Source organism: Micromonospora sp. LZ34, from assembly GCF_052981855.1.
In genome coordinates this window covers 37,675-61,685 of sequence record NZ_JBRIQN010000020.1, presented here as the reverse complement: position 1 = coordinate 61,685, position 24,011 = coordinate 37,675, and the positions used below count along the sequence as shown (strand labels likewise).

The following is a 24,011-nucleotide window of genomic DNA, read 5'->3' as shown; positions in this document are numbered from 1 at the left end:
AAGGGACGGCACCGTGAGCGAGAGGAGTGCGGCGCGGCGGAGGTCCGCAGTCGCGAACGAAGGGACGGCACCGTGAGCGTCACCGTTCCCCGGGGGTTCCGGGCGGCCGGGGTCGCGGCCGGGCTGAAGGCCAGCGGCGCCGCCGACGTGGCGCTGGTGGTCAACGACGGCCCTGACGCCGGCGTGGCCGGGGTGTTCACCGCCAACCGGGTCAAGGCCGCGCCGGTGCTCTGGAGCCAGCAGGTCGTCCGCGGCGGGGTGGTCCGCGCCGTGGTGCTCAACTCCGGTGGCGCCAACGCCTGCACCGGCCCGGCCGGCTTCCAGGACACCCACGCCACCGCCGAGCACGCCGCCGCCGCGCTCACCTCGGCCAGTTCCCGGCTGATGCTGGGCGCCGGCGAGGTCGCGGTCTGCTCCACCGGCCTGATCGGCGAGCGGCTGCCCATGCCCGCGCTGCTCTCCGGGGTGAGCAAGGCGGTGCGCGAGCTGTCCCGGGAGGGCGGTGCCCCGGCCGCCGAGGCCATCATGACCACGGACACCCGGCCGAAGACCACGGTGGCCCGGGGCAGCGGCTGGACCGTCGGCGGGATGGCCAAGGGCGCCGGCATGCTGGCCCCGGCGATGGCCACCATGCTCTGCGTGCTGACCACCGACGCGGTCGCCGGGCCGGAGGTCCTCGACGCCGCGTTGCGCGAGGCGTGCCGGGTCACCTTCGACCGGATCGACTCCGACGGCTGCATGTCCACCAACGACACGGTGCTGCTGCTGGCCAGTGGGGCCAGCGGCATCGCCCCCGGCGCGGCCGAGCTGACCGCCGCGGTCACCGCCGCCGCCCACGACCTGGCCCAGCAGCTCGTCGCCGACGCCGAGGGCGCCACCAAGCAGATCGCCGTCGACGTGGTCGGCGCGGCCAGCGAGGACGACGCGGTCGAGGTCGGCCGCTCGGTGGCCCGCAACAACCTGGTCAAGACCGCGCTGTTCGGCAACGACCCGAACTGGGGCCGGATCCTCGCCGCCGTGGGCACCACCGCCGCCGCGTTCGAACCGGACGGGGTCGACGTCGCGGTCAACGGGGTCTGGGTGTGCCGCTCCGGCGCCGCGGCCGAGGACCGGTCGAAGGTCGACCTCACCGGTCGGGACGTCACCATCCGGATCGACCTGCACGCCGGCGCCACCGAAGCCACCATCTGGACCAACGACCTCTCGCACGCGTACGTGCACGAGAACTCGGCGTACTCGACATGAGCCTCTCCACCGACCTCACCCGGGCCCAGGCCAAGGCCGCCACGCTGATCGAGGCGCTGCCCTGGCTGGCCCGCTTCTCCGGCTCGACCGTCGTGGTCAAGTACGGCGGCAACGCGATGGTCGACCCCGAGCTGCGGCGCGCCTTCGCCGCGGACATGGTCTTCCTCCGCTACGCCGGCCTCAAGCCGGTCGTGGTGCACGGCGGCGGTCCGCAGATCTCCGCCATGCTCGGCCGGCTCGGCATCGACAGCGAGTTCCGCGGCGGCCTGCGGGTCACCACCCCGGAAGCGATGGACGTGGTCCGGATGGTGCTGGTCGGCCAGGTCGGCCGGGAGCTGGTCGGGCTGATCAACGCGCACGGCCCGTTCGCGGTCGGCCTCTCCGGCGAGGACGCCGGGCTGTTCACCGCGGTGCGCCGGCCCGCGTACGTCGACGGCCGGCCGGTGGACGTGGGGCAGGTCGGCGACGTGGAGTCGGTCGACGTCTCGGCGGTCACCGACCTGATCGCGGCCGGCCGGATCCCGGTGATCTCCACCGTCGCCCCGGACGCCGACGGCGTGCTGCACAACCTCAACGCCGACACCGCCGCCGCCGCGCTCGCGGTCGCCCTGGCGGCGCGCAAGCTGGTCGTCCTCACCGACGTGCCCGGCCTCTACGCGGACTGGCCGGACACCGACAGCCTGGTCTCCGAGATCACCACCGACGACCTGGCGAAGCTGCTGCCGACACTGGAGTCGGGCATGGTGCCCAAGATGGAGGCCTGCCTGCGGGCGGTGCGGCAGGGCGTGCCCGCCGCGCACGTCGTCGATGGCCGGGTCGCCCATTCCACGCTGCTCGAGGTCTTCACCTCGGAAGGGTTCGGAACAATGGTGATCCCGTCGTGAGCACCCTCGTCGAGCGCTGGTCGCAGTCCATGATGGACAACTACGGCACGCCGCCGCTGGCGCTGGTCGCCGGCTCCGGCGCGGTCGTGGTCGACGACGCCGGCCGGGAGTACGTCGACCTGGTCGGCGGGATCGCGGTCAACGCCCTCGGCCACGCCCACCCCGCCGTGGTGGCCGCCGTGTCGAAGCAGGTCGCGACGCTCGGGCACGTCTCCAACCTCTACGTCGCCGAGCCGCCGGTGGCCCTCGCGGAGCTGCTGCTGGCGCTCGCCGGCCGGCCCGGCCGGGCCTTCTTCGCCAACTCCGGCGCGGAGGCGAACGAGGCGGCGTTCAAGCTCTCCCGGCGTACCGGCCGCGGCCACGTGGTCGCCACCCGGGGCGGCTTCCACGGCCGCACCATGGGGGCGCTCGCGCTCACCGGCCAGCCGGCCAAGGCAGACCCGTTCCGGCCGCTGCCCGGCGACGTGACCCACGTCGACTACGGCGACGCCGCCGCGCTGGAGGCGGCGGTCACCGACGCCACCGCGATGGTCATTTTGGAGCCGATCCAGGGCGAGAACGGCGTGGTCGTCCCCCCGCCCGGCTACCTGGCCGCCGCCCGGCGGATCACCGCCCGGCACGGCGCGCTGCTGGTGCTGGACGAGGTGCAGACCGGCATCGGGCGCACCGGGCACTGGTTCGCCCACCAGGCCGAGGGGGTCGAGCCCGACGTGGTGACCCTGGCCAAGGGGCTCGGCGGCGGGTTGCCGCTCGGCGCCTGCCTGGCCTTCGGCCGGGCCGCCGAGCTGCTCGGCCCCGGCTCGCACGGCACCACCTTCGGCGGCAACCCGGTCAGCTGCGCGGCCGCCCTCGCCGTGGTGGCGACCATCGCCAACGAGGGGCTGCTCGACCACGTCAAGCGGGTCGGCGAGCGGCTGCGCCGGGGCGTCGAGGCGCTCGGCCACCCGCTGGTCGACGAGGTACGCGGCGCCGGGCTGCTGCTCGGCGTGGTGCTCACCGCCCCGGTCGCGGCGGTGCTCGCCGAGGCGCTGCGGGAGGCCGGCTTCCTGGTCAACGCGGTGCAGCCCGGCGTGGCCCGGCTCGCCCCGCCGCTGATCCTCACCGCCGCCCAGGCCGACGCCTTCCTCGCCGCGCTGCCCGCCGCGCTCGACGCGACGGCGCCCGCCGCGGCCGGCGCCACCCCGGCTTCGGATGCTGCCGGGAAACGGCCCGCGGCGGGGCCGGGAAGTACCAGGATCGCGACGACGACCACCACGACCGCGGCCGCGACGGAGACGAACGCATGACCCGGCACTTCCTGCGCGACGACGACCTCAGCCCCGCCGAGCAGTCGGCGGTGCTGGAGTTGGCCGCGCGGATGAAGGCGGACCGGTTCGCGTACCGGCCGCTGGCCGGGCCGCGGTCGGTGGCGGTGCTCTTCGACAAGCAGAGCCTGCGCACCCGGATCTCCTTCGACGTCGGCATCGCCGAGCTGGGTGGGCACCCCCTCGTGGTCGACACCCAGGTCACCCACTTCGGCCGGGGGGAGACCCTGGCCGACGCCGGGCGGGTGCTCTCCCGCTACGTCGCGGCGATCGTGCTGCGCACCCACGGCGACGACCGGATCGCCGAGGTCGCCGAGGCCGCCACCGTGCCGGTGGTCAACGCGCTCACCGACGACTACCACCCGTGCCAGCTGCTGGCGGATCTGCTCACCGTCCGGGAGCGCTTCGGCGGCACCGCCGGGCGGACCCTGGCGTACGTCGGGGACGCGGCGAACAACATGGCGCACTCGTACCTGCTGGCCGGGGCGACCGCCGGGATGCACGTCCGGATCGCCGGGCCGGCCGGTTTCCAGCCCCACCCGGACGTGGTGGCCCGCGCCGAGAAGATCGCCGCGGGCACCGGCGGGTCGGTGCGCGTGCTCGTCGACCCGGTCGAGGCGGTCGAGGGCGTGGACGTGCTCACCACCGACACCTGGACCTCGATGGGCCAGGAGGACGACGGGCTGGACCGGATCACCCCGTTCCGGCCGTACCAGATCAACGCCGAGCTGCTCGGCCACGCCGCGCCGGGCGCGATCGTGCTGCACTGCCTGCCCGCGCACCGCGGCGAGGAGATCACCGACGAGGTGCTCGACGGCCCGCGGAGCGCCGTCTTCGACCAGGCGGAGAATCGGCTGCACGCCCAGAAGGCGCTGCTCACGTTCCTCCTCGAGGCCGCGGCCGCGGCCCCGGATGCGGCGGCGCCGGGAGCCACCGCGACCAGGGAGACCCGATGACCGCCCCGCTGACCCGTGCCGCCCGGCACGGCCGCATCGTCGAGCTGATCCGCGACAAGGCGATCCACTCGCAGACCGAACTGGCCGACCTGCTCGCCGGCGACGGCATCCAGGTCACCCAGGCCACCCTCTCCCGCGACCTGAAGGAGCTGGGGGCGGTGACCGCCCGCGGCGGCGACGGGCGGGCGGTCTACCTGATCCCCGAGGACGGCCAGCGGCCGCTGCGCGACGCCGAGGCGGCCCCGGCCCGGCTGGTGCGGCTGCTGCACGAGCTGCTCAACGGGGTCGACTCCAGCGGCAACATCGCCGTGCTGCGCACCCCGCCGGGCGCGGCCCACTACCTGGCCAGCGCGGTGGACCGGGCGGGCCTGTCCGAGGTCGTCGGCACCATCGCCGGCGACGACACCATCCTCGTCGTGGCCCGCGAGGCCGACGGCGGGGCCGCGCTCGGCGAGAAGCTCGCCGGCTGGGCCCGCCGCGAAGAGAACGTTGAAGGGAGCACCACCCCATGACCGAGCGGGTCGTCCTGGCGTACTCCGGAGGGCTGGACACCTCCGTCGCCATTCCCTACCTGGCCGAGCAGACCGGCGCCGAGGTGATCGCGGTGGCGGTCGACGTCGGGCAGGGCGGCGAGGACCTCGACGCCATCCGGCAGCGCGCGCTCGACTGCGGCGCCGCGGAGTCCGAGGTGGTCGACGCGCGCGACGAGTTCGCCGCCGAGTACTGCCTGCCGGCGATCCGGGCCAACGCCCTCTACATGGACCGCTACCCGCTGGTCTCCGCGCTGTCCCGGCCGCTGATCGTCAAGCACCTGGTGGCGGCCGCGAAGAAGCACGGCGGCACCATCGTGTCGCACGGCTGCACCGGCAAGGGCAACGACCAGGTCCGCTTCGAGGTCGGCCTGGGTGCGCTCGCCCCCGAGCTGAAGATCATCGCGCCGGCCCGGGACTTCGCCTGGACCCGGGACAAGGCGATCGCGTTCGCCGAGGAGAAGGGCCTGCCGATCGACGTGTCGGCGAAGTCGCCGTACTCCATCGACCAGAACCTGTGGGGCCGCGCGGTGGAGACCGGCTTCCTGGAGGACATCTGGAACGGCCCGATCGAGGACCTCTACTCGTACACCGCCGACCCGGCGCAGGAGCGCGACGCCGACGAGGTCGTGATCACCTTCGACGCCGGCGTGCCGGTCGCGATCGACGGTGAGACGGTCACCCCGTACCAGGCGATCCTGGAGCTCAACCGGCGCGCCGGCGCCCAGGGCGTCGGCCGGCTCGACATGGTCGAGGACCGCCTGGTCGGCATCAAGAGCCGCGAGGTGTACGAGGCGCCGGGCGCGATCGCGCTGATCACCGCCCACCAGGAGCTGGAGGCGGTCACCGTCGAGCGGGACCTGGCCCGGTTCAAGCGCGGCGTCGACCAGCGCTGGGGTGAGCTGGTCTACGACGGCCTCTGGTTCTCGCCGCTGAAGCGGTCGCTGGACGCGTTCATCGACGACGCGCAGCGGCACGTGACCGGCGAGGTGCGGCTCACCCTGCACGGCGGCCGGGCCACCGTCACCGGCCGGCGCTCCGAGGCCAGCCTCTACGACTTCGGCATGGCCACCTACGACACCGGCGACACCTTCGACCAGTCCCTGGCGAAGGGCTTCGTGCAGCTGTGGGGCCTGCCCAGCAAGATGGCCGCCGCGCGGGACGCCCGGTTCGGCGGGACGTCCTCTTGACCTCCAGAATGGGCGCCGTGGACGACAAGAGCCTGACCGAGAACAGCGCCGCCACCAACCGGACGAGCCTGTGGGGCGGCCGGTTCGCCGGCGGCCCCTCCGAGGCCCTGGCCCGGCTGTCGGTGAGCGTGCAGTTCGACTGGCGGCTGGCCCCGTACGACATCGCGGCGTCCCGGGCGCACGCCCGGGTGCTCGCCGGTGCCGGGCTGCTCGGCCCGGAGGAACTGGGCCGGATCCTCGCCGCCCTGGACGACCTGGAGGCGGCCTGCGCCTCCGGGCAGTTCCGCCCCACCGTCGACGACGAGGACGTGCACACCGCGCTGGAACGCGGCCTGCTGGAACGCCTCGGCAGTCTCGGCGGCAAGCTGCGGGCCGGCCGGTCCCGCAACGACCAGGTCGCCACCGACCTGCGGCTCTACCTGCGCGATCACGCGCGGGGCGTGGCCGGCCGGCTGGTCGAGCTGGCCGAGGCCCTGGTGGAGCAGGCCGAGCGGCACGTGGCGACCGCCGCCCCCGGCATGACCCACCTGCAGCACGCCCAGCCGGTCACCTTCGGGCACTGGCTGCTGGCCCACGTGCAGCCGCTGCTGCGCGACCTGGAACGGCTGCGCGACTGGGACCACCGGACGGCGATCAGCCCGCTCGGCGCCGGCGCGCTCGCCGGCTCCGGCCTGCCGCTGGACCCGCTGGCCGTCGCCAAGGAACTGGGCTTCCGCACATCCTTCGCCAACTCGATGGACGCCGTCGCCGACCGGGACTTCGTCGCCGAGTTCCTCTTCGTCACCGCGATGATCGGGGTGCACCTGTCCCGCCTCGGCGAGGAGGTCGTGCTCTGGACGTCGCAGGAGTTCGGCTGGGTGGAGCTGGACGACGCGTTCGCCACCGGCTCGTCGATCATGCCGCAGAAGAAGAACGCGGACATCGCCGAGCTGGCCCGGGGCAAGTCCGGCCGCCTCGTCGGCGGCCTGATGAGCGTGCTCACCATGCTCAAGGGGCTGCCGATGACCTACGACCGGGACATGCAGGAGGACAAGGAGCCGGCCTTCGACGCGGTCGACACCCTGGAGCTGCTGCTGCCGGCGCTCGCCGGGATGGTCTCCACGATGACCGTGCGCGCCGACCGGCTGGTCGCCGCCGCGCCGGTCGGCTTCTCGCTCGCCACCGAGGTGGCCGACTGGCTGGTCCGGCGGGGCGTGCCGTTCCGCGACGCGCACGAGATCACCGGCCAGCTGGTGGCGCTCTGTGTGGCCCGGGACTGCGCGCTGGACGAGGTCTCCGACGCCGACCTGACCGCGGTCAGCGGGCACCTCGACCCGTCGGTGCGCGACGTGCTCTCGGTCCGTTCGGCGCTCGCCGCCCGGATCACCCCCGGCTCGACCGGCCCGGGCCCGGTCGCCGACCAGCTCGCCACCGCCGCCGACAAGCTCGCCGGCTGGCGCGAGTGGGCCGCCGAGCGGGTCGTCCCCCGCTGAGTCCGCCCCCGCGCGGCGCCCCGGCGCCGCGCGGGGTTCAGGCCGTCGGCCGCTCCCGCTTCGGCAGCTTCGTCACCACCGCGTCGTACGAGGCGTCGACCGCCTCGGTCAGTTCCTCGTCGTCGATCCCGCCGTCGAGCCGCAGCGTGTTCCAGCCCGACCGGCCGATGTAGGGCATCACCCGGGCGTCGCCCGGGTGCCGGTGCAGCCACTCGTCGGCCACCTCCCGGCTCGGGCCGCACTTCACCCCGATCGTCGGCGCGTTGGCCGGCGAACCGAGGAACGCGAAGATCCTGCTGCCCACCTTGACCACCTCGTCGCCCTCCCACGGCTGGTCCAGCCAGGCGCCCGGCTTCGCCAGGCAGTACGCCCGCATCTCCTCGCGCTCCATGGCCCTCCTCCCGATCGACCCTCGGCACAGTCTGCCGCAACTCGCTCCACGGGTCGGGCACCGGCTCACCCGTCAGCCACGCGCGGCGCGCCGGTCGGACGCTGCCCGGCAGGGCCGCGAGGGCCGCCGGCTCCTTCAGCCCGGCGGACGATCAACCATCGGTGGGCGCCGGCGTGGCAGAGCCGTCGGGCAGCGGGAGAGCGGGCGGTCAGTCGGTGGCGGCGGTGCGGGCGGAGAGGCGCTCGAAGCGCTGCTTCGCCGCCTGGGCGCTGCCCAGCCCGAGCCCGTAGGCGATCGCCTGCCAGGTCAGTCCGCGCCCGCGGGCCAGCGTCAGCAGGCCGGCCTCCAGCGCGTCGACCTCGGCGCGCAGGTGCGGGATCAGGGTGAGCGCCGCAGTGAGGTCGCCGTCGTCGACCGGCTCCTCGCCGGGCTCCGGCTCGGCGCCCCCGGCGGCCAGCGTGGTCACCAGCGCCACCGCCTCGTACGGGTCCGGCAGGTACGGGTTGGTGTGCCGCTGGCGGCGGGCGTCGGTGTCGGCGTGCCGCTCGGCGATCCGGGCGAGCGCGGCATAGGTGCGGTGCGCCCGGGCCCGGCCGGCGTCGGGTGCGGCGAAGGGGTCGTCGGTCATGCCTCGACCCCACCACATCAACGGTTCGTTTTCAACAACTTATTAAAGATCGGGCGGGTCGAGGCCCACCGCCAGGCCAGGTTCACCAGGGCCGCGTAGCCGATGCCGAGCGCGAGGCTGGCGGCGAGCGCGACCAGCGGCAGGTCGCGCAGGTGCGGGTAGACCTGCCAGTGGGTGAGGTAGATGTAGAGCGAACTGCCCGCCAGCACCCCGGCCACCCGGTTCAGCGCGGCCAGGCTGGGCACGGTGGGCAGCCAGACGAGCAGGGCCAGGCCGGCCACGATCAGCGCCTCGCGCTGCGGCTGGCCGAAGAAGCCCGGCACGGTGGCCGCCGCGGCGGCGGTGACCAGCAGCCGCTGCCGGACGCCGTCGGCCCGGGCGGCGGCCCAGCCCAGCGTGAACAGCCACCCGGCCACCGCCGCCGAGGGCAGGTCGTAGCGGGCGTCGAGGCCGAACACGTCGTACCGGCCGAGCAGCGCGACCGCGGTGAGGCCGAGCGGGAAGGCGAACGGGAAGCGTCGCTCCCACCGGTCCACCCGGCGCAGCCCGAGCAGGGCGGCCAGCCCGACCAGCAGGTAGACCACCGCCTCGATGAACCAGAAGTGCCACTGCGTCTCGCCGTCGGGCGGTCCGACGAGGCTGTTGAGCAGCAGCAGGGTGCTCAGCTTGTAGTCGTCGCCGAACAGCATCACCGCGCCGATCCAGGCCGTCGTGGGCAGCACGATGCGCAGCAGGCTCGCCCTGATCTGCCGCAACCGGTCCCGCCGGCCGGCGGCGGTGAGCTGGAACCGGGCGAAGTTGAAGCCGGCCACGCCGAGCAGCAGGTGCGCGCCGCCGGTCACCGTGAACAGCGGGATGTGCGAGCCGACGATCAGCACGATCGCCACCGCGCGCAGCGCCACGCTGGTCTCCAGCGACCGACGCCGCCCGGACCGGCGGGCCGGCCGGCGCAGTTCGGCGATCGGCAGGGTGTGCCAGTTCGCCGGCAGGTGACCGAGCTCCTGCTCCAGCCGGACCGACATCTCCACGTAGGACAGCGAGTCCCCGCCGAGGTCGACGAAGCTCGACTCCGGGGTGACGTCGGTGCGGTCGAGCACCTCCGCGTACAGCCGGCACAGGTCGCCGGCGGGCGCGGGGGTCGCCGGCGGGGCCGGCGCCGCGGCGGCGTCGGCGAGCGTGCGCAGTGCGGCGAGGTCGGGCTTGCCGCTGGCCAGCCGGGGCAGCTCGGCCAGGAGCAGCACCCGGACCGCGCGCGGCGGCAGCCCGAGTTCGCCGGCGACCAGCCGCCGGATCCGCCGGGCGTCACCCTCGCCCAGCACGGCCACGACCAGTTCGTCGTCGGCGGCCACGCAGGTGGCGGTCACCCCGTGCCCGGCCAGCAGCGCTTCGACCCGCTGCGGGTCGATCCGCAGCCCGAGGATCTTGGCGAAACCGCTGCGTCGGCCGACGATCTCGTAGAGGCCGTCCGGGGTACGCCGGGCCAGGTCGCCGGTGTGCAGCTCGTCGACGGTCCGGCCGAGCGCCAGGTCGGCCGGGGAGCGGGCGTAGCCGAGCATGACGTTCGGGCCCGCGTAGACCAGCTCGCCCACCTCCGGGTCGGGCTGGTCGGCGACCGGGGCCAGCCGGAACGCTCCGCCGGGCACCGGCACGCCGATCGCCGTCGGGTGGTCGATCGCCAGGTCGGGCGGGAGGTACGCCATCCGCGCGGTCGCCTCGGTCTGGCCGTACATGACGAACAGGTCCCAGCCGGCCCGCCGGCCCAGCTCGGCGTACCGGAGCACCCGCTCGGGCGCCAGCCGGCCGCCGGCGGCGGTGACGTAGCGCAGGTGCGGTAGGTCCATCGCGGCGAACCCGACCCGGTCCAGCAGCTCGAAGGTGTACGGCACGCCGGCGAATGTGGTGCCCCGGGCGGCCCGGAACAGCTCCCAGAAGCAGCCGTCGGCGACCGAGAGGTCGGTCAGTACCAGGGCCGCGCCGCGGGCCAAATGGCTGTTCACCACCGACAGCCCGTAGCAGTAGTGCAGCGGCAGGGTGGTGGCCGCCCGGTCAGTGTCCCGGATGCCCAGGTACCGCGCGATCGACTCGGCGTTGGCCTGCAGGTTCGTGTGCGACAGCCGGACCAGCTTCGGCGAGCCGGTCGAGCCGGAGGTGCTCAGCAGCAGCGCCAGATCGGGGTGCAGGCGGTGCGCGCTGCCCGTCCGCCGCTCGTCGACCCGCCACCCGCCGTCGGCCGGACCGACCACCACGTCCGGGTCGTACGCTGCCACCAGCGCGGCCAGCGCGGCGTCGTTGCCGCCCGGGACCAGCAGCACCGGGTGCCCGGCGTGCAGCGCGGCCAGGTACGCCACCAGCGAGTCGACGGTGTTCGCGCCGACCACGAGCACCAACCGCCGCTCGGCGCCGAGCCGCCGGGCGGTCCGGGCGACCCGCTCGGCGAGGTCGGCGTAGGAGAGCTCCCCGTCCGCGGTGAGGACGGCGGGGCGGCCGCCGTGGGTGGCCAGCTCGCGGACGAACGGCACCGCCCGCACGGCCGGGAGCAGGGGAGACAGGGGTGTCACGCGGACACTCTAAGGTGAGCCTGACCTAAGTAGTAGTCTCCGGCGACCCGCGTCACGGCCGGATATGGTCGGACCCGTGGTGCCGCACTCCGACCGACCGCCGGCCGACCTCACCGCGCCGGCCGACCTCGCCGCGCCGGCCGACCTCGCCGCGCCGGCCGAGTTGGCCGAGTTGGCCGAGCTGGCTCAACTGCTCGCCGGTCCGGTCCTGCCGGCGGCCCGCGGCCTGCTCGGCTGCCGGCTGACCGCCGGCGGGGTGACCGTCCGGATCACCGAGGTCGAGGCGTACGCGGGGACCGCCGGCGACCCCGCCTCGCACGCGCACCGCGGCCGAACCCCCCGCAACGCGGTGATGTTCGGCCCGGCCGGGCACGCCTACGTCTACTTCACCTACGGCATGCACTGGTGCATGAACGTGGTCACCGGGCCGGCGGGGGAGGCCGCGGCGGTGCTGCTGCGCGCCGGGGAGGTGGTCGACGGGCTGGCCGCGGCCCGGGCCCGGCGCCCTGCCGTACGCCGGGACGTCGACCTCGCCCGCGGGCCGGCCCGGCTCTGCGCGGCGCTCGGTATCGACCGTTCGGCCTACGGCACCGACCTGCTCGGCGACGGGCCGGTCCGGCTGCGCCCGGCCGACACCCCGGTGCCGGCCGACGCGGTGGCCGCCGGGCCCCGGGTCGGGGTGACCGGCGCGCACGACGTGCCCTGGCGGTTCTGGATCGCCGGCGACCCGACGGTGAGCGCCTATCGCCGGCACGTGCCGCGCAGCCGCCGCTGACGTCCGCGGACCCGATCGGCGTTCCACGCTGGCGATCCTGTCGGTGGGTGTGGTCATAATCACGCCGCACGCGCTCACCGAGGAGACGGAGGACAGCGGCGATGGCCACACTGCTCGCGATCGGGACGGCGAAAGGGCTTTTCCTCGCCACCAGCACGGACGGCCGGCGCGGCTGGGAGGTGAGCGGCCCGCACTTTCCGATGACCGGCGTCTACGCGGTCGCCATCGACACCCGGCGCGCCACGCCCCGGCTGCTGGCCGGCACCACCAGCTCCCACTTCGGCCCCAGCGTGGCCACCAGCGACGACCTCGGCGCATCCTGGCACGAGCCGGACGAGGCGCCGGTCGCCTTCCCGGCCGACACCGGGGCCACCCTGGGCCGGGTGTGGCAGCTCACCCCGGCCGGGCCCGACCAGCCCGACGTCGTCTGGGCCGGCACCGAACCGTCCGCGCTGTTCCGCTCCGAGGACGGCGGGATCACCTACCAGCTCGTCCGCGCGCTCTGGGAGCACCCGCACCGCGAGCAGTGGGGCGCCGGATTCGGCGGCCAGGCGGTGCACACCGTGCTGCCGCACCCCGCCGACGCCGACCGGCTCCTGGTGGCGATGTCCACCGGCGGCGTCTACCGGTCGACCGACGGCGGCGCCAGCTGGGCGCCGGGCAACACCGGCATCCGGGCCTACTTCCTGCCCGACGAGTGGCCCGAGTTCGGGCAGTGCGTGCACAAGGTCGCCCGGGACGCCGGCAACCCCGACCGGCTCTACGCGCAGAACCACCACGGCGTCTACCGCTCCGACGACGACGGGCGCACCTGGTCCTCCATCGCCGGCGGCCTGCCCAGCGACTTCGGCTTCCCGATCGTCAGCCTGCCCGGCCGCCCCGACTCCGTCTTCACCTTCCCGATCACCGCCGACAGCGAGCGCTTCCCGGTCGACCGGCGCTGCCGGGTCTTCCGCTCGGCCGACGCCGGTGCCAGTTGGCAGCCGACGAGCGCCGGCCTGCCGGAGGGGCCGTTCTATCCGGCGGTGCTGCGCGACGCGATGTGCGCCGACGACGCCACTCCCGGCGGCGTCTACTTCGGCACCCGCTCCGGCGAGGTCTACGCCAGCCGCGACGAGGGCGAGGCCTGGTCCCGGGTGGCCGCGCACCTGCCCGACGTGCTCTGCGTCCGGGCCGCGGAGGTGTGACGTGGTCACCGTGCTGGTGCCGGGCCCGCTGCGTGGCGAGGCCGGGGGCGCGAGCCGGCTGACCGTCGCCACCTCGGGCACCCTGCGCGCCGTCCTCGATGAGCTGGCCGGCTCCTGGCCCCGGCTGGCCCGGCGGATCCGCGACGAGCGGGGCGAGCTGCGCCGCTACGTCAACGTCTACGTCGACGGGGAGGACTGCCGGCACCTCGGCGGGCTGGACGCGCCGGTGCCGGAGGCCGCCGAGGTGCAGGTGCTGCCCTCGGTCGCCGGCGGCTGACCGCCGTCGGGCGCCCGGCCCGGCGGCTGACCGCCGGGGGCCGGCCGGGCTGGCGGTGACCCCCGGGGTGGGCCGGGCTGACGTGACCGCCGGGGCGGCCGGCCCTGACGGGGCCCGCCGTTGCGGGCCGGGCCGGCGGCGTCAGTCCAGCCGGTAGTCCAACCGGTAGGCGTGGCCGCCGTCCGGCCCGACCACGATCTGCCCGCCACCGCGGAGCCCGTTCAGCTCGTCGGTGGCCGAGTCGGGCACCACCGTCCAGGACAGCCGTGACCCGGTCTCGGTGTCGCTGCCCGCCGTGTGGTGCAGCACGAAGCTGCCCCGGCGCCCGGCCAGCGTGCCGGTGAACCGCTCGAACCCCACGTACGCGGCGGAGGACTCGACCGGCGTGCGGCACATCAGGATCCGGGTGACGCTCGTGCCGACCAGGTCGCCGGTGAAGGACTTGGTGATCCGGGCCCCGGCGAGCGTGCTGCCCCCGGCCTCGTCGTACGGTTCCTCGTCCCAGCTGTCCAGGGTGAAGCCGCCCTCGGCGCGTTCGGTCATGCGGTCATCCTGCCCGCCGAGGCTGACATCTTTCGTCAGGTACGGACGCCGGACCGTGCCGCTCGGCGTCGGCGGGATGCGGCCACCGGACGGCCGGCCGGCGGCGGGCGAGGGCGCCGAGCCGGCGACGGCAGGGGCCACGCGACCGGCGTGAGCACGGCACACTGCTTCGGTGATCGACGATCCCCTCGTGCACTACCGCCAGCTGCTGAACCGCCACCAGGATCTGGGGCAGGCGATGTGCGTCACCTACGCCCGCGGCATCGACGAGGACGCGTTCATCCGGGCCTTCGGCGGTGATCCGGCCGCCACCGCGACCCGTACCCGCCGGCAACTCGGCGCGGAGCTGGCTCCCTACCACTACAACGAGATTCCCTGCACGCTCTTGGTCGCCAGGGTCGACGACTGGCTGATAGGTCTGGAGGAGAACGGCTTCCAGGGTTCCCGGCCCGAGGTCATGCGCGGCGCCTCCGCCGGCGGGACCGCGGTCAGCGTCTACTGGAACATCAACGGCACCAACCGGCTGACGTACAACGTGGCGGGCCGTCGGGTGGTCGGCTTCGACATGTACGACCCGGACCGGCGCTGGGGAAGCGATCCGGACGCGTTGCTCGACGACCTGGTGGACCTGCCGTTCGACGAGCCCGGCAGCCATTGGGCGACCGGTCTGGTACTCGCCGAACGCGTCAGCGGCGTGCGGTTGGACGAGGAGATGCTGGCCGGTGAGTTCCGCCGGGCCTTCCTCACCGAGGTGTCCGAGGACCTGGTTCCGGAGGGGGTCGAGGACCATCCGGCGCTGGACGACCCCTTCGCCCGCTCGGTGATCGCCGAACCGAGCGTGGAGAGGTTGTCGGCGATCACGCGTTTCATGGCCCACCGGGTCGCCGAGGACGCCGGCGTCCACCAGGATCCCGCGGTGCGCGCGGCGCTGGGAATCCTCGACGAGCGGGCGGCCGGTCGCGCCGTGGCGGCCGACGGGCAGCTGCTGCAGCGGCTCAGGACGCGAGCCGACGAGCTGCAGGCGGCCTCGATGACCGGGCCGGACCGCGACGCGTTCCGCCGGATGCACGCGGTGCTGGGCATGATCGGCGCGCTGGACGACGACCCGGCCGAGGCGGCGTTCCGGATCTACTGGTCGGGCGGGTATTCCCTGCGTGACCGCGACGCGTCGGTGGTCAACACGGTGCTCGGCCGGTGCCGCGACCGGGCGGTCCGGGACGCCGCCGCGCGGAACTGCTGAGGCCCCGGCGACAGCGACGGAAACGGGTCTCGGCGTATCGAGGTCCGCTTCGGGAGTGGGCAGGCTCGCGACGTGACGGCCACCACCGCCGGTGCTGCCGGGCGGGAATTTTGACTCGTCAAATATGTTGTGCGGTGCGTCCGGGTGCCACGCCGGCCCCGGCGGATCAACGCGAGGGAGCTGGTCATGCAGTTCGGAGTCTTCACCGTCGGCGACGTCACGGTCGACCCGACCAACGGTCGGGAACCGACCGAGCATGAGCGGATCAAGGCGATGGTGACCATCGCGCTCAAGGCCGAGGAGGTGGGCCTGGACGTCTTCGCCATCGGTGAGCACCACAACCCGCCGTTCGTGCCCTCGTCGCCCACCACCATGCTGGGTTACGTCGCGGCCCGGACGGACAGGATCGTGCTCTCCACCTCGACCACCCTGATCACCACCAACGATCCGGTGAAGATCGCCGAGGACTACGCGATGCTGCAGCACCTGGCCGACGGGCGGGTGGACCTGATGATGGGCCGGGGCAACACCGGCCCGGTCTACCCGTGGTTCGGGCAGGACATCCGCAACGGGATCCCGCTGGCGATCGAGAACTACGACCTGCTGCGCCGGCTGTGGCGGGAGGACGTGGTGGACTGGAAGGGCCGGTTCCGTACCCCGTTGCAGTCGTTCACCTCGACGCCGCGTCCGCTGGACGGGGTGCCCCCGTTCGTGTGGCACGGCTCGATCCGCAGCCCCGAGATCGCCGAGCAGGCCGCGTACTACGGCGACGGCTTCTTCGCCAACCACATCTTCTGGCCGAAGGAGCACACCCAGCGGATGGTCGAGCTCTACCGGCAGCGGTTCGCCCACTACGGCCACGGCTCCGCCGACCAGGCCATCGTCGGGCTCGGCGGGCAGGTCTTCATGCGGCGCAACTCGCAGGACGCGGTCCGCGAGTTCCGTCCGTACTTCGACAACGCGCCGGTCTACGGGCACGGCCCGTCGCTGGAGGAGTTCACCGCGGAGACCCCGCTGACCGTGGGCAGCCCGCAGCAGGTCATCGACCGGACGCTGGGCTTCCGCGACTACGTGGGGGACTACCAGCGGCAGCTCTTCCTGATCGACCACGCCGGCCTGCCGCTGAAGACGGTCCTGGAGCAGCTCGACCTGCTCGGCGAGGAGGTGGTTCCGGTGCTGCGCAAGGAGTTCGACTCGCTGCGCCCGGCGCACGTGCCCGACGCGCCGACCCACGCCTCGCTGGTCGCCGCCGCGGGCGGCACCAAGGACAGCACCGTCCACGCCGTCGACGACGTGACGGGCAAGGCACCCGAGGGCGCCCGATGAGTCGCCGCACCCTCGCCGTCGTCTCGGCCGGCCTCAGCCAGCCGTCGTCGACCCGGCTCCTCGCCGACCAGCTCGCCGCGGCCACCCGCGACGGGCTGGTCGCCCGGGGCGAGGAGGTCGACGTGCACCCGATCGACCTGCGCGAACACGCCCACGACGTGGTGAACCACCTGCTCACCGGCTTTCCGTCGGAGTCGCTTCGGGCGGTGCTGGACACGGTCACCGGCGCCGACGGGCTCATCGCCGTCACGCCGATCTTCAACGCGTCGTACAACGGGCTGTTCAAGTCGTTCTTCGACCTGGTCGACGCCGAGGCCCTGGTCGACCGGCCGGTGCTGGTCGCCGCGACCGGCGGCACGGCCCGGCACTCGCTCGCGCTGGAGCACGCGCTCCGGCCGCTGTTCGCGTACCTGCACGCGGTGGTGGTGCCGACGGCGGTCTTCGCCGCGCCGGAGGACTGGTCCGGCGGCTCCGCCGACGGGGCGCTGCGGCGCCGGATCGACCGGGCCGCCGGCGAACTGGCCGACCAGATCCACCGGCGGCCGGCGTCCACCGGCCCGGCCGACCCGTTCGCCCTCACCACGAGCTTCGAGGACCTGCTCGGCCGCGCCGGCCACTGACCGGTGCCCGCAACCGCGGGCCACACCGTCCCGGACGGCGTGGCCCGCGCCCGTCTCGAGGCCGCACGAGCGCCGGTCGCGCTCGGGTCGCCCGCGGCACCGCGTGCCGGCTCGCGCCGTCCGCGCTGCGGGGCCCGGCTCGGACCACGGTGCCGTCCCGCGGGCTCGAGCCCGCTTGGGCGCCGGGGTCAGCGGGCGTGGCCGTAGGGGCGGGCGACCAGCACCGGGCAGTGCGCGTGCTGCACCAGGGCCTGGCTGACCGAACCGAGCAGCATCCCGGTGAAGCCGCCCCGGCCCCGCGAGCCGACCACCACCAGGGCCGCGTCCCGGCTCGCGTCGACCAGCGCCTGCTCGGGCCCGGCCCCCCGGAGTATCCGCTCCTCGACGGCCACGCCGGGGTGGCTGCCCCGCACCGACGCGGCGGCGGTGGCGAGCAGGCCGCCCAGCTCCGCCTGCTCGGCGGCGTCCCCGGCTGCCGGCGCGACGTGCACCAGCACCAGTCCCACCTCGCGGCGGGCCGCTTCGTCGGCGGCGTACCCGACGGCCAGCTCCGCGGGCTCCGAACCGTCCAATCCGACCAGCACCGGTCCGGTCGCCGGCACCGGTTGCTCGGCGGGCCGGACCACCAGCACCGGGCAGTGCGCGTGCGCGGCGACCTGGTTACCGACCGAGCCGAGCAGCAGTCCGGCGAAACCACCGTGGCCGCGGCTGCCCACCACCAGCAGCTCCGCCCGCTTGGACTCCTCGACCAGCGTGGCGCCCGGCCCGCCGGCCACCTGGCGCACCTCGACCGTCAGTCCCGGCCAGCGCGCCGTCAGGTGGGCCGCGGTCTGCGCCAGCATCTTCTGCGCCTCCTCGGTCGGCGCCGGGATGCCCAGGTCGTACGGGTTGAGCGGCACGCCGTAGCCGAGCGGGTGCAGGTAGCCGTGCACCAGGTGCAGCGGGCGACCGCGCCCTAGCGCGGCCTGCGCGGCGTGCTCGGCCGCCACCAGGCTCGGCGGGGATCCGTCCACGCCCACCACGACGGGTCGGTTCATCAGCCCTCCCAGGTACTCGATCAGGTCATTGTCCGGGCGCGGTCCGGCGCCCACCGGCATTTCCCCCGACCCGCCACCGCGTCACCCCGGCCACCGGTGGCAGGCCGCCGCGCCGGCCGTCGTCCGACCGGCGCGGCGAATACCACCCAGCTCAGGACCCGGCGGCGGTACGCCGGTGCCGCACGATGGCCAGCGCCGAGTGCGCGTGGTGCAGCACCGCGTGGCTGACCGAGCCGAGCAGCAACCCGGTCAGCGCGCCCCGACCGTACGCCCCGACGACCACGAGCTGCGCGGTCTTCGACTCCGCCGCGCCACCCGTGACCGGCTCCGCCCGGCCGGCCTACCGGTGCCGGCCGGACGACCTGTCCCCTCGGGTCACGAGGGTGCGCCGGTGGGCGATCGGCCGGGCGTCGCCTGGTACGTCGGCCCGGCTGCGGACGATCACCTCGCCGACCTCGAGCCGCCCGATGCGCAGCTCGCGGATGACCGCACGGCGGATCGCGAGCCGCCCGATGGCCAGCACCGCGACGGCCGCGGCCCCGGTGGCGAGCGCGCCGACCGCCAGCACCCCGATGGCCGCCACGCCGCCGGCCCGGGCGCCGACGGCCGCCGCCCCGGTCGCCGCCGCGCCGACCGCCCGGGCGCCGACGGTTCTCGCGCCGACCGCCCGCGACCCGCGTGCACCGCTCCGGACTCCGCTGCGCACCAGTTTCGTCATCCGGTCATTGTCCGCCCGCCATGGACGACTGGCCCGGCGTTCCGTTCGCCGTTCGTACCGGTGCGACGGCCCGGTCCGGCAGGGCCGGACGGGGACCCTCACCGGGCCAGCGGTTCCGGATCCCGTCGGTGCGTCCGCGTATCATCCGACGATGATCAGTGGGGTGCGACTCCGCCCGGTGCGCGACGACGACCTGCCCACCTTCTTCGTCCACGGGCAGGATCCGCAGGCCAACTGGATGGCCGCGTTCGGCCCAAAGGACCCGGGCGATCGGTCCGCCTTCGACGCGCACTGGGCCAGGATCCGCGCCGACCCGCGCATTCTGGCCCGCGCGGTGACCGTCGACGGCGGGGTGGTGGGGCACGTGATCGCCTTCCCGGTGGGGGAGCGCACCGAGGTCAGCTACTGGATCGACCCGCACCGCTGGGGCCGCGGCCACGCCACCGCCGCGCTCGCCGTGCTCCTGCGCGAGCTGCCACAACGCCCGGTGCACGCCCGCGCCGCCAAGGACAACGCCGCCTCGCTCGCCGTGCTCCGCAAGTGCGGCTTCGTCGTGGTTGGCGAGGACTCCGGGTACGCCGACGGCCGTGGCGAGGAGGTCGAGGAGTACGTGCTGGAGCTGCCCGCTTAACTCGCCTCGCCGCAGGCCATGGCCTGCGGCGAGGGTCGAGTGCCAGTCCGCCAGCGGTGGCAGGTTCGCGGTGGCCCAGCGTTGGTGGTGCGACTCGGCGGCGAAATGCACCACCACGTCATGACCGGCCACCACCCCCGTCAACCAGCACCGGCTCGCAGATATCACCCTGCACGAAACGCAGCCGTCGGTCCCCACCCACTGCAGCAAAATTGTCAAGATTCCCGGAATAGGTGAGCTTGTCCAACATCGTCACCACCGACGGATCCACCACCGGCACCCAGACCGCATCACCGCCGGGCACACCCAACAACATCCGCACATACTCCGACCCGCGGAACCCGGCCCCACCGGTCACGAGAATCCTCACCGCGGCTGCCTTCCGTTGACGTGAAGGCTGCGCCCGAGCTCAGGCTGGCCGTGAACGACCGGCAGACCCGGCAGTCGGGCAGCAGTCCCGCCGCACGTGCGTCGGCCAGGCTCGGCGCGGCGGCGTCCCGCGCCGACAGCAGCGGTGCCTCCGCCGGCCAGGCGATCGCCAACTCCCGGTCGAGGGGGGTGCACGCGTGCTCCGCCGCCGGGTTGTAGGTGGTGGAGCAGAGGTAGCTGAGGGTGGCGTCGTCGGTCAGTGCGCAGAAGCCGCGCCCCAGACCTTCGCTGAGGTACACCGCGCGACGGTCACCGTCGTCGAGGCGGATCGTCTCCCACTGCCCGAAGCCCACTCGAAGGTCCACCACAACGTCGATGACCGCCCCCCGTACGCAGGTCACGTACTTGGCCTGGCCGGGCGGCACGTCAGCGAAGTGAATGCCACGGATGACGCCCTGCGCGGAGCCGATGAGGAAGGCCTGCGCGATCCCCTCCGGGCGTGCCTGGACGGCGTACTCGAGCCGCAGCCCCAGCTGGGCGCCATCGCCGAGCAGGCGACGGAACGCCTCCTGATCCTCGGCGTGGTGATCACCAGGACCTCGCGTACGCCCGCCATGACGAGGTGGACTGCGGGTAGTGGATCATCGGCTTGTCGAAGATCGGCATCAGCTACTTGGAGACCCACGGATGATCGGCCACAGCCGAGTTCCGGTGCCGGCGAGAAGGATTCCTCGCATGGGCCGGACGCTACCGGCCGATCGGCGTCAGTTGACGGCCGATAACCGAACGATTCTGACAACGCCCGAAAGTCGCGCCTGGTCACCTCGACCGGTTGTCTGAGGCAACTGGACGGACCATTGTGAAACGCCGTTCTGGCGGCCTGTCCGGCGCCGGGTGGCCTTCGCATTGTCGGCAATTCGACTTTGGCTCAGAAATACCGAATGCGATGCTGGCGCGCTGAGTCCATGCTCAGCATGCTCATGCTCAGTTGGTCCCGCCGTCGCCTCCCGGGAAGGGGCTCCCGGATGCGCAGGGTTCGCGGGTCCGAAGCAACTCGAGCCGGACGACACACCGTATAGGTAAACGGCTGGTCGGCCTGTGTACGTGGGGCGGTGTGCATTGGTGGAAGTCGCGCAGGTTATCGACGACAGAACCATCCGAGACGGCGCAATGGCGCCACCAGGCGATTCTGTCGCGCCAACGCGGACCGGCTGGCAGACCCGATATGTCTTCACACTCTGCATGGTCGACCTTGTGGTCGGACTGGCGTCGGCGGTGGCGGCCCTGAGCCTTCGATTCGGCCCGTCCACGGCCGAGCCGTACAACCGTGCTCATCTCTGGCTCACGTTTGTTCTGCCGTTCGCCTGGATGGTGGCTCTCACTCTCAACCGAGCGTATGAACCACGTCATCTTTTCGTCGGGAATGACGAGTACGCCCGGGTGTTCCGAGCCGGCCTCGCCCTTACCGCCGCCCTGGCGGTCGCCTCCTTTCTGGTCGATTTCCGGCTTGCCAGGGGCTATCTGATCATCGCAATGCCGCTGGTGATCGTCGCTGGCGTGACCATGCGGTATCTGGTCCGCCAGCGCCTGCACCGCTCCTGGGCGCGCGGCGAGCGGCTGCACCGGGTGATCCTGGTCGGGCAGGAGTTCGCCGTCGCCGAGATGACCAAACGATTGCGCCGTGAGCGTTTCCACGGGCTCGGGGTGGTCGGCGCATGTCTCCCGCGGCCGGCGGGTTCCGTGGCGCGGCGCGCGTCAGAGCTGCCGCCGATCCTCGGCACGTTCGAGGACGTCGCGACCGCCGTGGCCCGCGCGGGTGCCGACACCGTGGTCGCGCTCTCCTGCCCGGAGATGGCCGGAGCCGCCCTGCGCCGGTTGGGGTGGCAGCTGGAACGCGATGACGTGGACCTCATCGTGGCGAGCAATCTCGTCGACGTGGCCGGCGACCGCACCACGGTCCGGCCGGTGGACGGGTTGCCGATGCTGCACGTCGAGCACCCTCGGCTGAAGGGCGGCCGGCGGTTCGTCAAGGCGGTCTTCGACCGCGTGTCGGCGCTCGTACTGCTGGTCCTCGCCGCGCCGATGTTGCTCGCGATCGCCCTGGTGGTGCGGACCAGTCCGGGTGCCGGTGGTCCTGCCATCTTCTGTCAGGTGCGGGTGGGCAAGAACGGCCGGCCGTTCACCATCTACAAGTTCCGCACCATGTACGTGGACGCCGAGGAGCGACTGGCGGAGTTGCTCCACCGCAACGAAACCGACGGCGAGCTGTTCAAGATGCGGGACGACCCCAGGGTCACGCCGGTCGGACGGTGGCTGCGCCGGTTGTCGCTGGACGAGATCCCGCAGCTCGTCAACGTGCTCAAGGGCGACATGTCCCTGGTCGGGCCTCGGCCGCCGCTGCCTCGTGAGGTAGCCAACTATCCCTCCGACATGCGCCGGCGCCTGGTGGTGAAGCCCGGGCTCACCGGGCTGTGGCAGGTCTCCGGCCGGTCCGACCTGTCGTGGGAGGAGTCCATCCGGCTCGACTTGTCGTACGTGGAGAACTGGTCGCTGACCATGGACCTGGCGATCCTGGCCCGCACGCTGAGCGCCGTCGTCCGGAGCTCCGGAGCCTACTGACCGCACCGTTTTGGAGGAAGTCATGACGACTGAGTTCGCCGAACCGGTCAGTGCCACCAAACCCAAACTCACCGTCATAGGCACGGGCTACCTGGGGGCAACCCACGCGGTGTGCATGGCGGCGCTGGGCTACCAGGTCATCGGCGTCGATGTCGACGCGGCGAAGATCTCCCGCTTGGCCTCGGGTGAGGTGCCGTTCTTCGAGCCCGGGCTTCCCGAGCTGCTCGTCAAGGCGTTGGACTCGGGGCGGTTGCGTTTCACCACCTCGTTCCAGGACGCGGCGGATTTCGGCGACGTCCACTTCGTCTGTGTGGGGACCCCGCAGCGGGCCGGGTCGTTCGCGGCCGATTTGAGCCAGGTGGACGCCGCGGTGACCGCGCTGGCCCGGAACCTGCGGCGGCGAGCGCTGGTCGTGGGCAAGTCGACCGTGCCCGTCGGTACCGCGGCTCGCCTCGCCGAACTGCTCGAAACGGTGGCGCCCGCAGGTGACCGCGTGGAGCTGGCCTGGAATCCGGAGTTCCTTCGCGAGGGTTTCGCCATCGACGACACCATGCTGCCGGATCGGCTGGTGTTCGGCGTCTCGTCGCCGTGGGCCGAGCAACGGTTGCGCGAGGTGTTCGCGCCCGTGATCGCCCAGGGCAGCCCGGTGCTGGTGACGGACCCGCAGACCGCCGAGTTGGTAAAGGTGGCGGCCAACTCGTTCCTCGCCACGAAGATCTCGTACATCAACGCCATGGCAGAGGTGTGCGAGGCCATCGGAGCCGACGTCCACGACCTGGCGGTGGCCCTCGGCCTCGACGCGCGGATCGGCAACCGGTTCCTGCGGCCCGGGCTGGGCTTCGGTGGCGGCTGCCTGCCCAAGGACATCCGCGCGTTCCTGCACCGCGCCGAAGAACTGGGCGTGGGACATGCGGTGGCGTTTCTCCGGGAGGTCGACCAGATCAATCACCGCCGCCGGGCGCGCACGGTCGATCTGGTACGCGAGCTCGCCGGCGGTGACCTGCGCGGGGTCCGGGTCGCGGCGCTCGGTGCGGCGTTCAAGCCGGACTCCGACGACGTCCGGGACGCACCCGCTCTCGATGTCGCAAGCACCCTGCACCAGCTGGGGGCACGGGTGCGCGTCTTCGATCCGGTTGCCATGGACAATGCTCGCCGGGCATATCCCGCGCTCGACTACGGTCGGAGCACCTTCGAGGTGGCATCGGGTGCGGACGTCGTGGTGCTGCTGACCGAGTGGTCGCAATTCCGGGAGATCGACCCGGAGGCGTTGCGTACGGTGGTGGCGAGGCGGCGTATCGTCGACGGCCGGCACGCCCTGGACCCGGCGCGTTGGCGCGCGGCGGGCTGGGAGTACCGCGCCCTCGGCCGTCCGTCAGGCGGGTGCCGAGCGCCGTCGTCCGAAGCTCCCGAGCGTACTGACGGCCACGTCCGGTCAGCCGAACAGTGCCGAGGGAGTCGCCAAGTGTCCGGAAGTGGAGACGGCTAACCGACACGCACAGCGGTCCACGTTT

The 24,011-nt window shown here is 73.4% G+C and carries 23 protein-coding genes and 2 pseudogenes; 16 read left to right on the top strand and 9 right to left on the bottom strand.

Annotated elements, in window-relative coordinates:
* The first annotated feature begins 72 nt into the window (after nt 1-72).
* Genes argJ through argH form a run of 7 tightly spaced genes read left to right on the top strand, consistent with a single transcriptional unit; the run spans nt 73 to nt 7,581 of the window.
* Nucleotides 73-1,245 (top strand): bifunctional glutamate N-acetyltransferase/amino-acid acetyltransferase ArgJ, encoded by a 1,173-nt coding sequence (gene argJ, locus ACVCAH_RS21300; protein WP_447137931.1) that lies wholly within the window; start codon nt 73-75, stop codon nt 1,243-1,245.
* A complete protein-coding gene (gene argB, locus ACVCAH_RS21295; RefSeq protein WP_447137930.1) occupies nt 1,242-2,129 on the top strand; it encodes an acetylglutamate kinase in 888 nt (295 codons plus the stop codon). Before argJ ends, argB begins: the two co-directional genes overlap by 4 nt.
* Nucleotides 2,126-3,415: an acetylornithine transaminase gene (locus ACVCAH_RS21290; protein WP_447137929.1), complete on the top strand. Its 1,290-nt coding sequence runs from the start codon at nt 2,126-2,128 to the stop codon at nt 3,413-3,415. The genes argB and ACVCAH_RS21290 overlap by 4 nt, the downstream gene beginning before the upstream one ends.
* The gene (gene argF, locus ACVCAH_RS21285) at nt 3,412-4,389 is read left to right on the top strand and encodes an ornithine carbamoyltransferase (RefSeq protein WP_447137928.1); all 978 of its coding nucleotides are present in this window, start codon (nt 3,412-3,414) and stop codon (nt 4,387-4,389) included. The genes ACVCAH_RS21290 and argF overlap by 4 nt, the downstream gene beginning before the upstream one ends.
* On the top strand, nt 4,386-4,901 hold the full coding sequence (locus ACVCAH_RS21280; RefSeq protein ID WP_447137927.1) for an arginine repressor: 516 nt from the start codon (nt 4,386-4,388) through the stop codon (nt 4,899-4,901). The genes argF and ACVCAH_RS21280 overlap by 4 nt, the downstream gene beginning before the upstream one ends.
* Complete coding sequence (locus tag ACVCAH_RS21275; protein WP_447137926.1) at nt 4,898-6,109, top strand: argininosuccinate synthase; 1,212 nt, start codon at nt 4,898-4,900, stop codon at nt 6,107-6,109. Before ACVCAH_RS21280 ends, ACVCAH_RS21275 begins: the two co-directional genes overlap by 4 nt.
* 8 nt (nt 6,110-6,117) lie before the next feature.
* Nucleotides 6,118-7,581 (top strand): argininosuccinate lyase, encoded by a 1,464-nt coding sequence (gene argH, locus ACVCAH_RS21270; RefSeq protein ID WP_447137991.1) that lies wholly within the window; start codon nt 6,118-6,120, stop codon nt 7,579-7,581.
* 37 nt (nt 7,582-7,618) lie between these two features.
* On the opposite strand, the gene ACVCAH_RS21265 is transcribed toward argH, so the two are convergent.
* From ACVCAH_RS21265 to ACVCAH_RS21255, 3 genes are all read right to left on the bottom strand, one after another.
* A complete protein-coding gene (locus ACVCAH_RS21265; RefSeq protein ID WP_447137925.1) occupies nt 7,619-7,972 on the bottom strand; it encodes an MmcQ/YjbR family DNA-binding protein in 354 nt (117 codons plus the stop codon).
* A gap of 208 nt (nt 7,973-8,180) precedes the next feature.
* Entirely contained in the window at nt 8,181-8,600 is a 420-nt protein-coding gene (locus ACVCAH_RS21260) for a DNA-binding protein (protein WP_447137924.1), read from the bottom strand.
* A 17-nt stretch (nt 8,601-8,617) separates the two neighbouring features.
* Complete coding sequence (locus ACVCAH_RS21255) at nt 8,618-11,158, bottom strand: AMP-binding protein (protein ID WP_447137923.1); 2,541 nt, start codon at nt 11,156-11,158, stop codon at nt 8,618-8,620.
* A 163-nt stretch (nt 11,159-11,321) separates the two neighbouring features.
* On the opposite strand from ACVCAH_RS21255, the gene ACVCAH_RS21250 reads away from it, so the two are divergent.
* The 3 genes from ACVCAH_RS21250 (at nt 11,322) to ACVCAH_RS21240 (ending at nt 13,397) form a co-directional block, all read left to right on the top strand.
* Entirely contained in the window at nt 11,322-11,933 is a 612-nt protein-coding gene (locus tag ACVCAH_RS21250; protein ID WP_447137990.1) for a DNA-3-methyladenine glycosylase, read from the top strand.
* Between the two features lie 101 nt (nt 11,934-12,034).
* Nucleotides 12,035-13,120 (top strand): WD40/YVTN/BNR-like repeat-containing protein, encoded by a 1,086-nt coding sequence (locus ACVCAH_RS21245; protein ID WP_447137922.1) that lies wholly within the window; start codon nt 12,035-12,037, stop codon nt 13,118-13,120.
* A gap of 1 nt (nt 13,121) precedes the next feature.
* Nucleotides 13,122-13,397 (top strand): MoaD/ThiS family protein, encoded by a 276-nt coding sequence (locus ACVCAH_RS21240; protein ID WP_447137921.1) that lies wholly within the window; start codon nt 13,122-13,124, stop codon nt 13,395-13,397.
* A 141-nt stretch (nt 13,398-13,538) separates the two neighbouring features.
* On the opposite strand, the gene ACVCAH_RS21235 is transcribed toward ACVCAH_RS21240, so the two are convergent.
* A complete protein-coding gene (locus tag ACVCAH_RS21235; RefSeq protein WP_447137920.1) occupies nt 13,539-13,940 on the bottom strand; it encodes a DUF3224 domain-containing protein in 402 nt (133 codons plus the stop codon).
* A gap of 172 nt (nt 13,941-14,112) precedes the next feature.
* Here ACVCAH_RS21235 and ACVCAH_RS21230 point away from each other — a divergent pair, with 172 nt between their 5' ends.
* The 3 genes from ACVCAH_RS21230 to ACVCAH_RS21220 all read left to right on the top strand — a co-directional run bounded on the left by ACVCAH_RS21230 (nt 14,113) and on the right by ACVCAH_RS21220 (nt 17,126).
* Nucleotides 14,113-15,180, top strand: coding sequence for a DUF6461 domain-containing protein (locus tag ACVCAH_RS21230; protein WP_447137919.1), 1,068 nt, complete (start codon nt 14,113-14,115; stop codon nt 15,178-15,180).
* A 186-nt stretch (nt 15,181-15,366) separates the two neighbouring features.
* Nucleotides 15,367-16,506, top strand: a complete 1,140-nt coding sequence (locus tag ACVCAH_RS21225) for an LLM class flavin-dependent oxidoreductase (protein ID WP_447137918.1) — start codon at nt 15,367-15,369, stop codon at nt 16,504-16,506.
* Nucleotides 16,503-17,126, top strand: a complete 624-nt coding sequence (locus ACVCAH_RS21220; RefSeq protein ID WP_447137917.1) for an FMN reductase — start codon at nt 16,503-16,505, stop codon at nt 17,124-17,126. The genes ACVCAH_RS21225 and ACVCAH_RS21220 overlap by 4 nt, the downstream gene beginning before the upstream one ends.
* Before the next feature lie 188 nt (nt 17,127-17,314).
* Here the strand turns inward: ACVCAH_RS21220 and ACVCAH_RS21215 are convergent, their stop codons facing one another.
* The 3 genes and pseudogenes from ACVCAH_RS21215 to ACVCAH_RS21205 form a co-directional block, all read right to left on the bottom strand.
* The gene (locus ACVCAH_RS21215) at nt 17,315-18,163 is read right to left on the bottom strand and encodes a universal stress protein (protein ID WP_447137916.1); all 849 of its coding nucleotides are present in this window, start codon (nt 18,161-18,163) and stop codon (nt 17,315-17,317) included.
* 151 nt (nt 18,164-18,314) lie between these two features.
* Nucleotides 18,315-18,464: pseudogene (locus tag ACVCAH_RS21210) on the bottom strand (universal stress protein); the annotation flags it as partial.
* Between the two features lie 39 nt (nt 18,465-18,503).
* Complete coding sequence (locus ACVCAH_RS21205) at nt 18,504-18,881, bottom strand: hypothetical protein (protein ID WP_447137915.1); 378 nt, start codon at nt 18,879-18,881, stop codon at nt 18,504-18,506.
* A 151-nt stretch (nt 18,882-19,032) separates the two neighbouring features.
* Between ACVCAH_RS21205 and ACVCAH_RS21200 the strand changes: the two genes are divergently transcribed.
* Nucleotides 19,033-19,512 (top strand): GNAT family N-acetyltransferase, encoded by a 480-nt coding sequence (locus tag ACVCAH_RS21200; protein ID WP_447137914.1) that lies wholly within the window; start codon nt 19,033-19,035, stop codon nt 19,510-19,512.
* A 118-nt stretch (nt 19,513-19,630) separates the two neighbouring features.
* Here the strand turns inward: ACVCAH_RS21200 and ACVCAH_RS21195 are convergent, their stop codons facing one another.
* Together ACVCAH_RS21195 and ACVCAH_RS21190 are read right to left on the bottom strand one after the other, a co-directional pair.
* Nucleotides 19,631-19,828, bottom strand: coding sequence for a hypothetical protein (locus ACVCAH_RS21195; protein ID WP_447137913.1), 198 nt, complete (start codon nt 19,826-19,828; stop codon nt 19,631-19,633).
* A gap of 94 nt (nt 19,829-19,922) precedes the next feature.
* Nucleotides 19,923-20,390, bottom strand: a pseudogene (locus tag ACVCAH_RS21190) (dTDP-4-dehydrorhamnose 3,5-epimerase family protein); the annotation flags it as partial.
* Nucleotides 20,391-21,003: 613 nt separating this feature from the next.
* Between ACVCAH_RS21190 and ACVCAH_RS21185 the strand changes: the two are divergent.
* Nucleotides 21,004-22,500 (top strand): sugar transferase, encoded by a 1,497-nt coding sequence (locus ACVCAH_RS21185; protein ID WP_447137912.1) that lies wholly within the window; start codon nt 21,004-21,006, stop codon nt 22,498-22,500.
* A gap of 22 nt (nt 22,501-22,522) precedes the next feature.
* On the top strand, nt 22,523-23,986 hold the full coding sequence (locus ACVCAH_RS21180) for a UDP-glucose dehydrogenase family protein (RefSeq protein WP_447137911.1): 1,464 nt from the start codon (nt 22,523-22,525) through the stop codon (nt 23,984-23,986).
* The last annotated feature ends 25 nt before the right edge of the window (nt 23,987-24,011 follow it).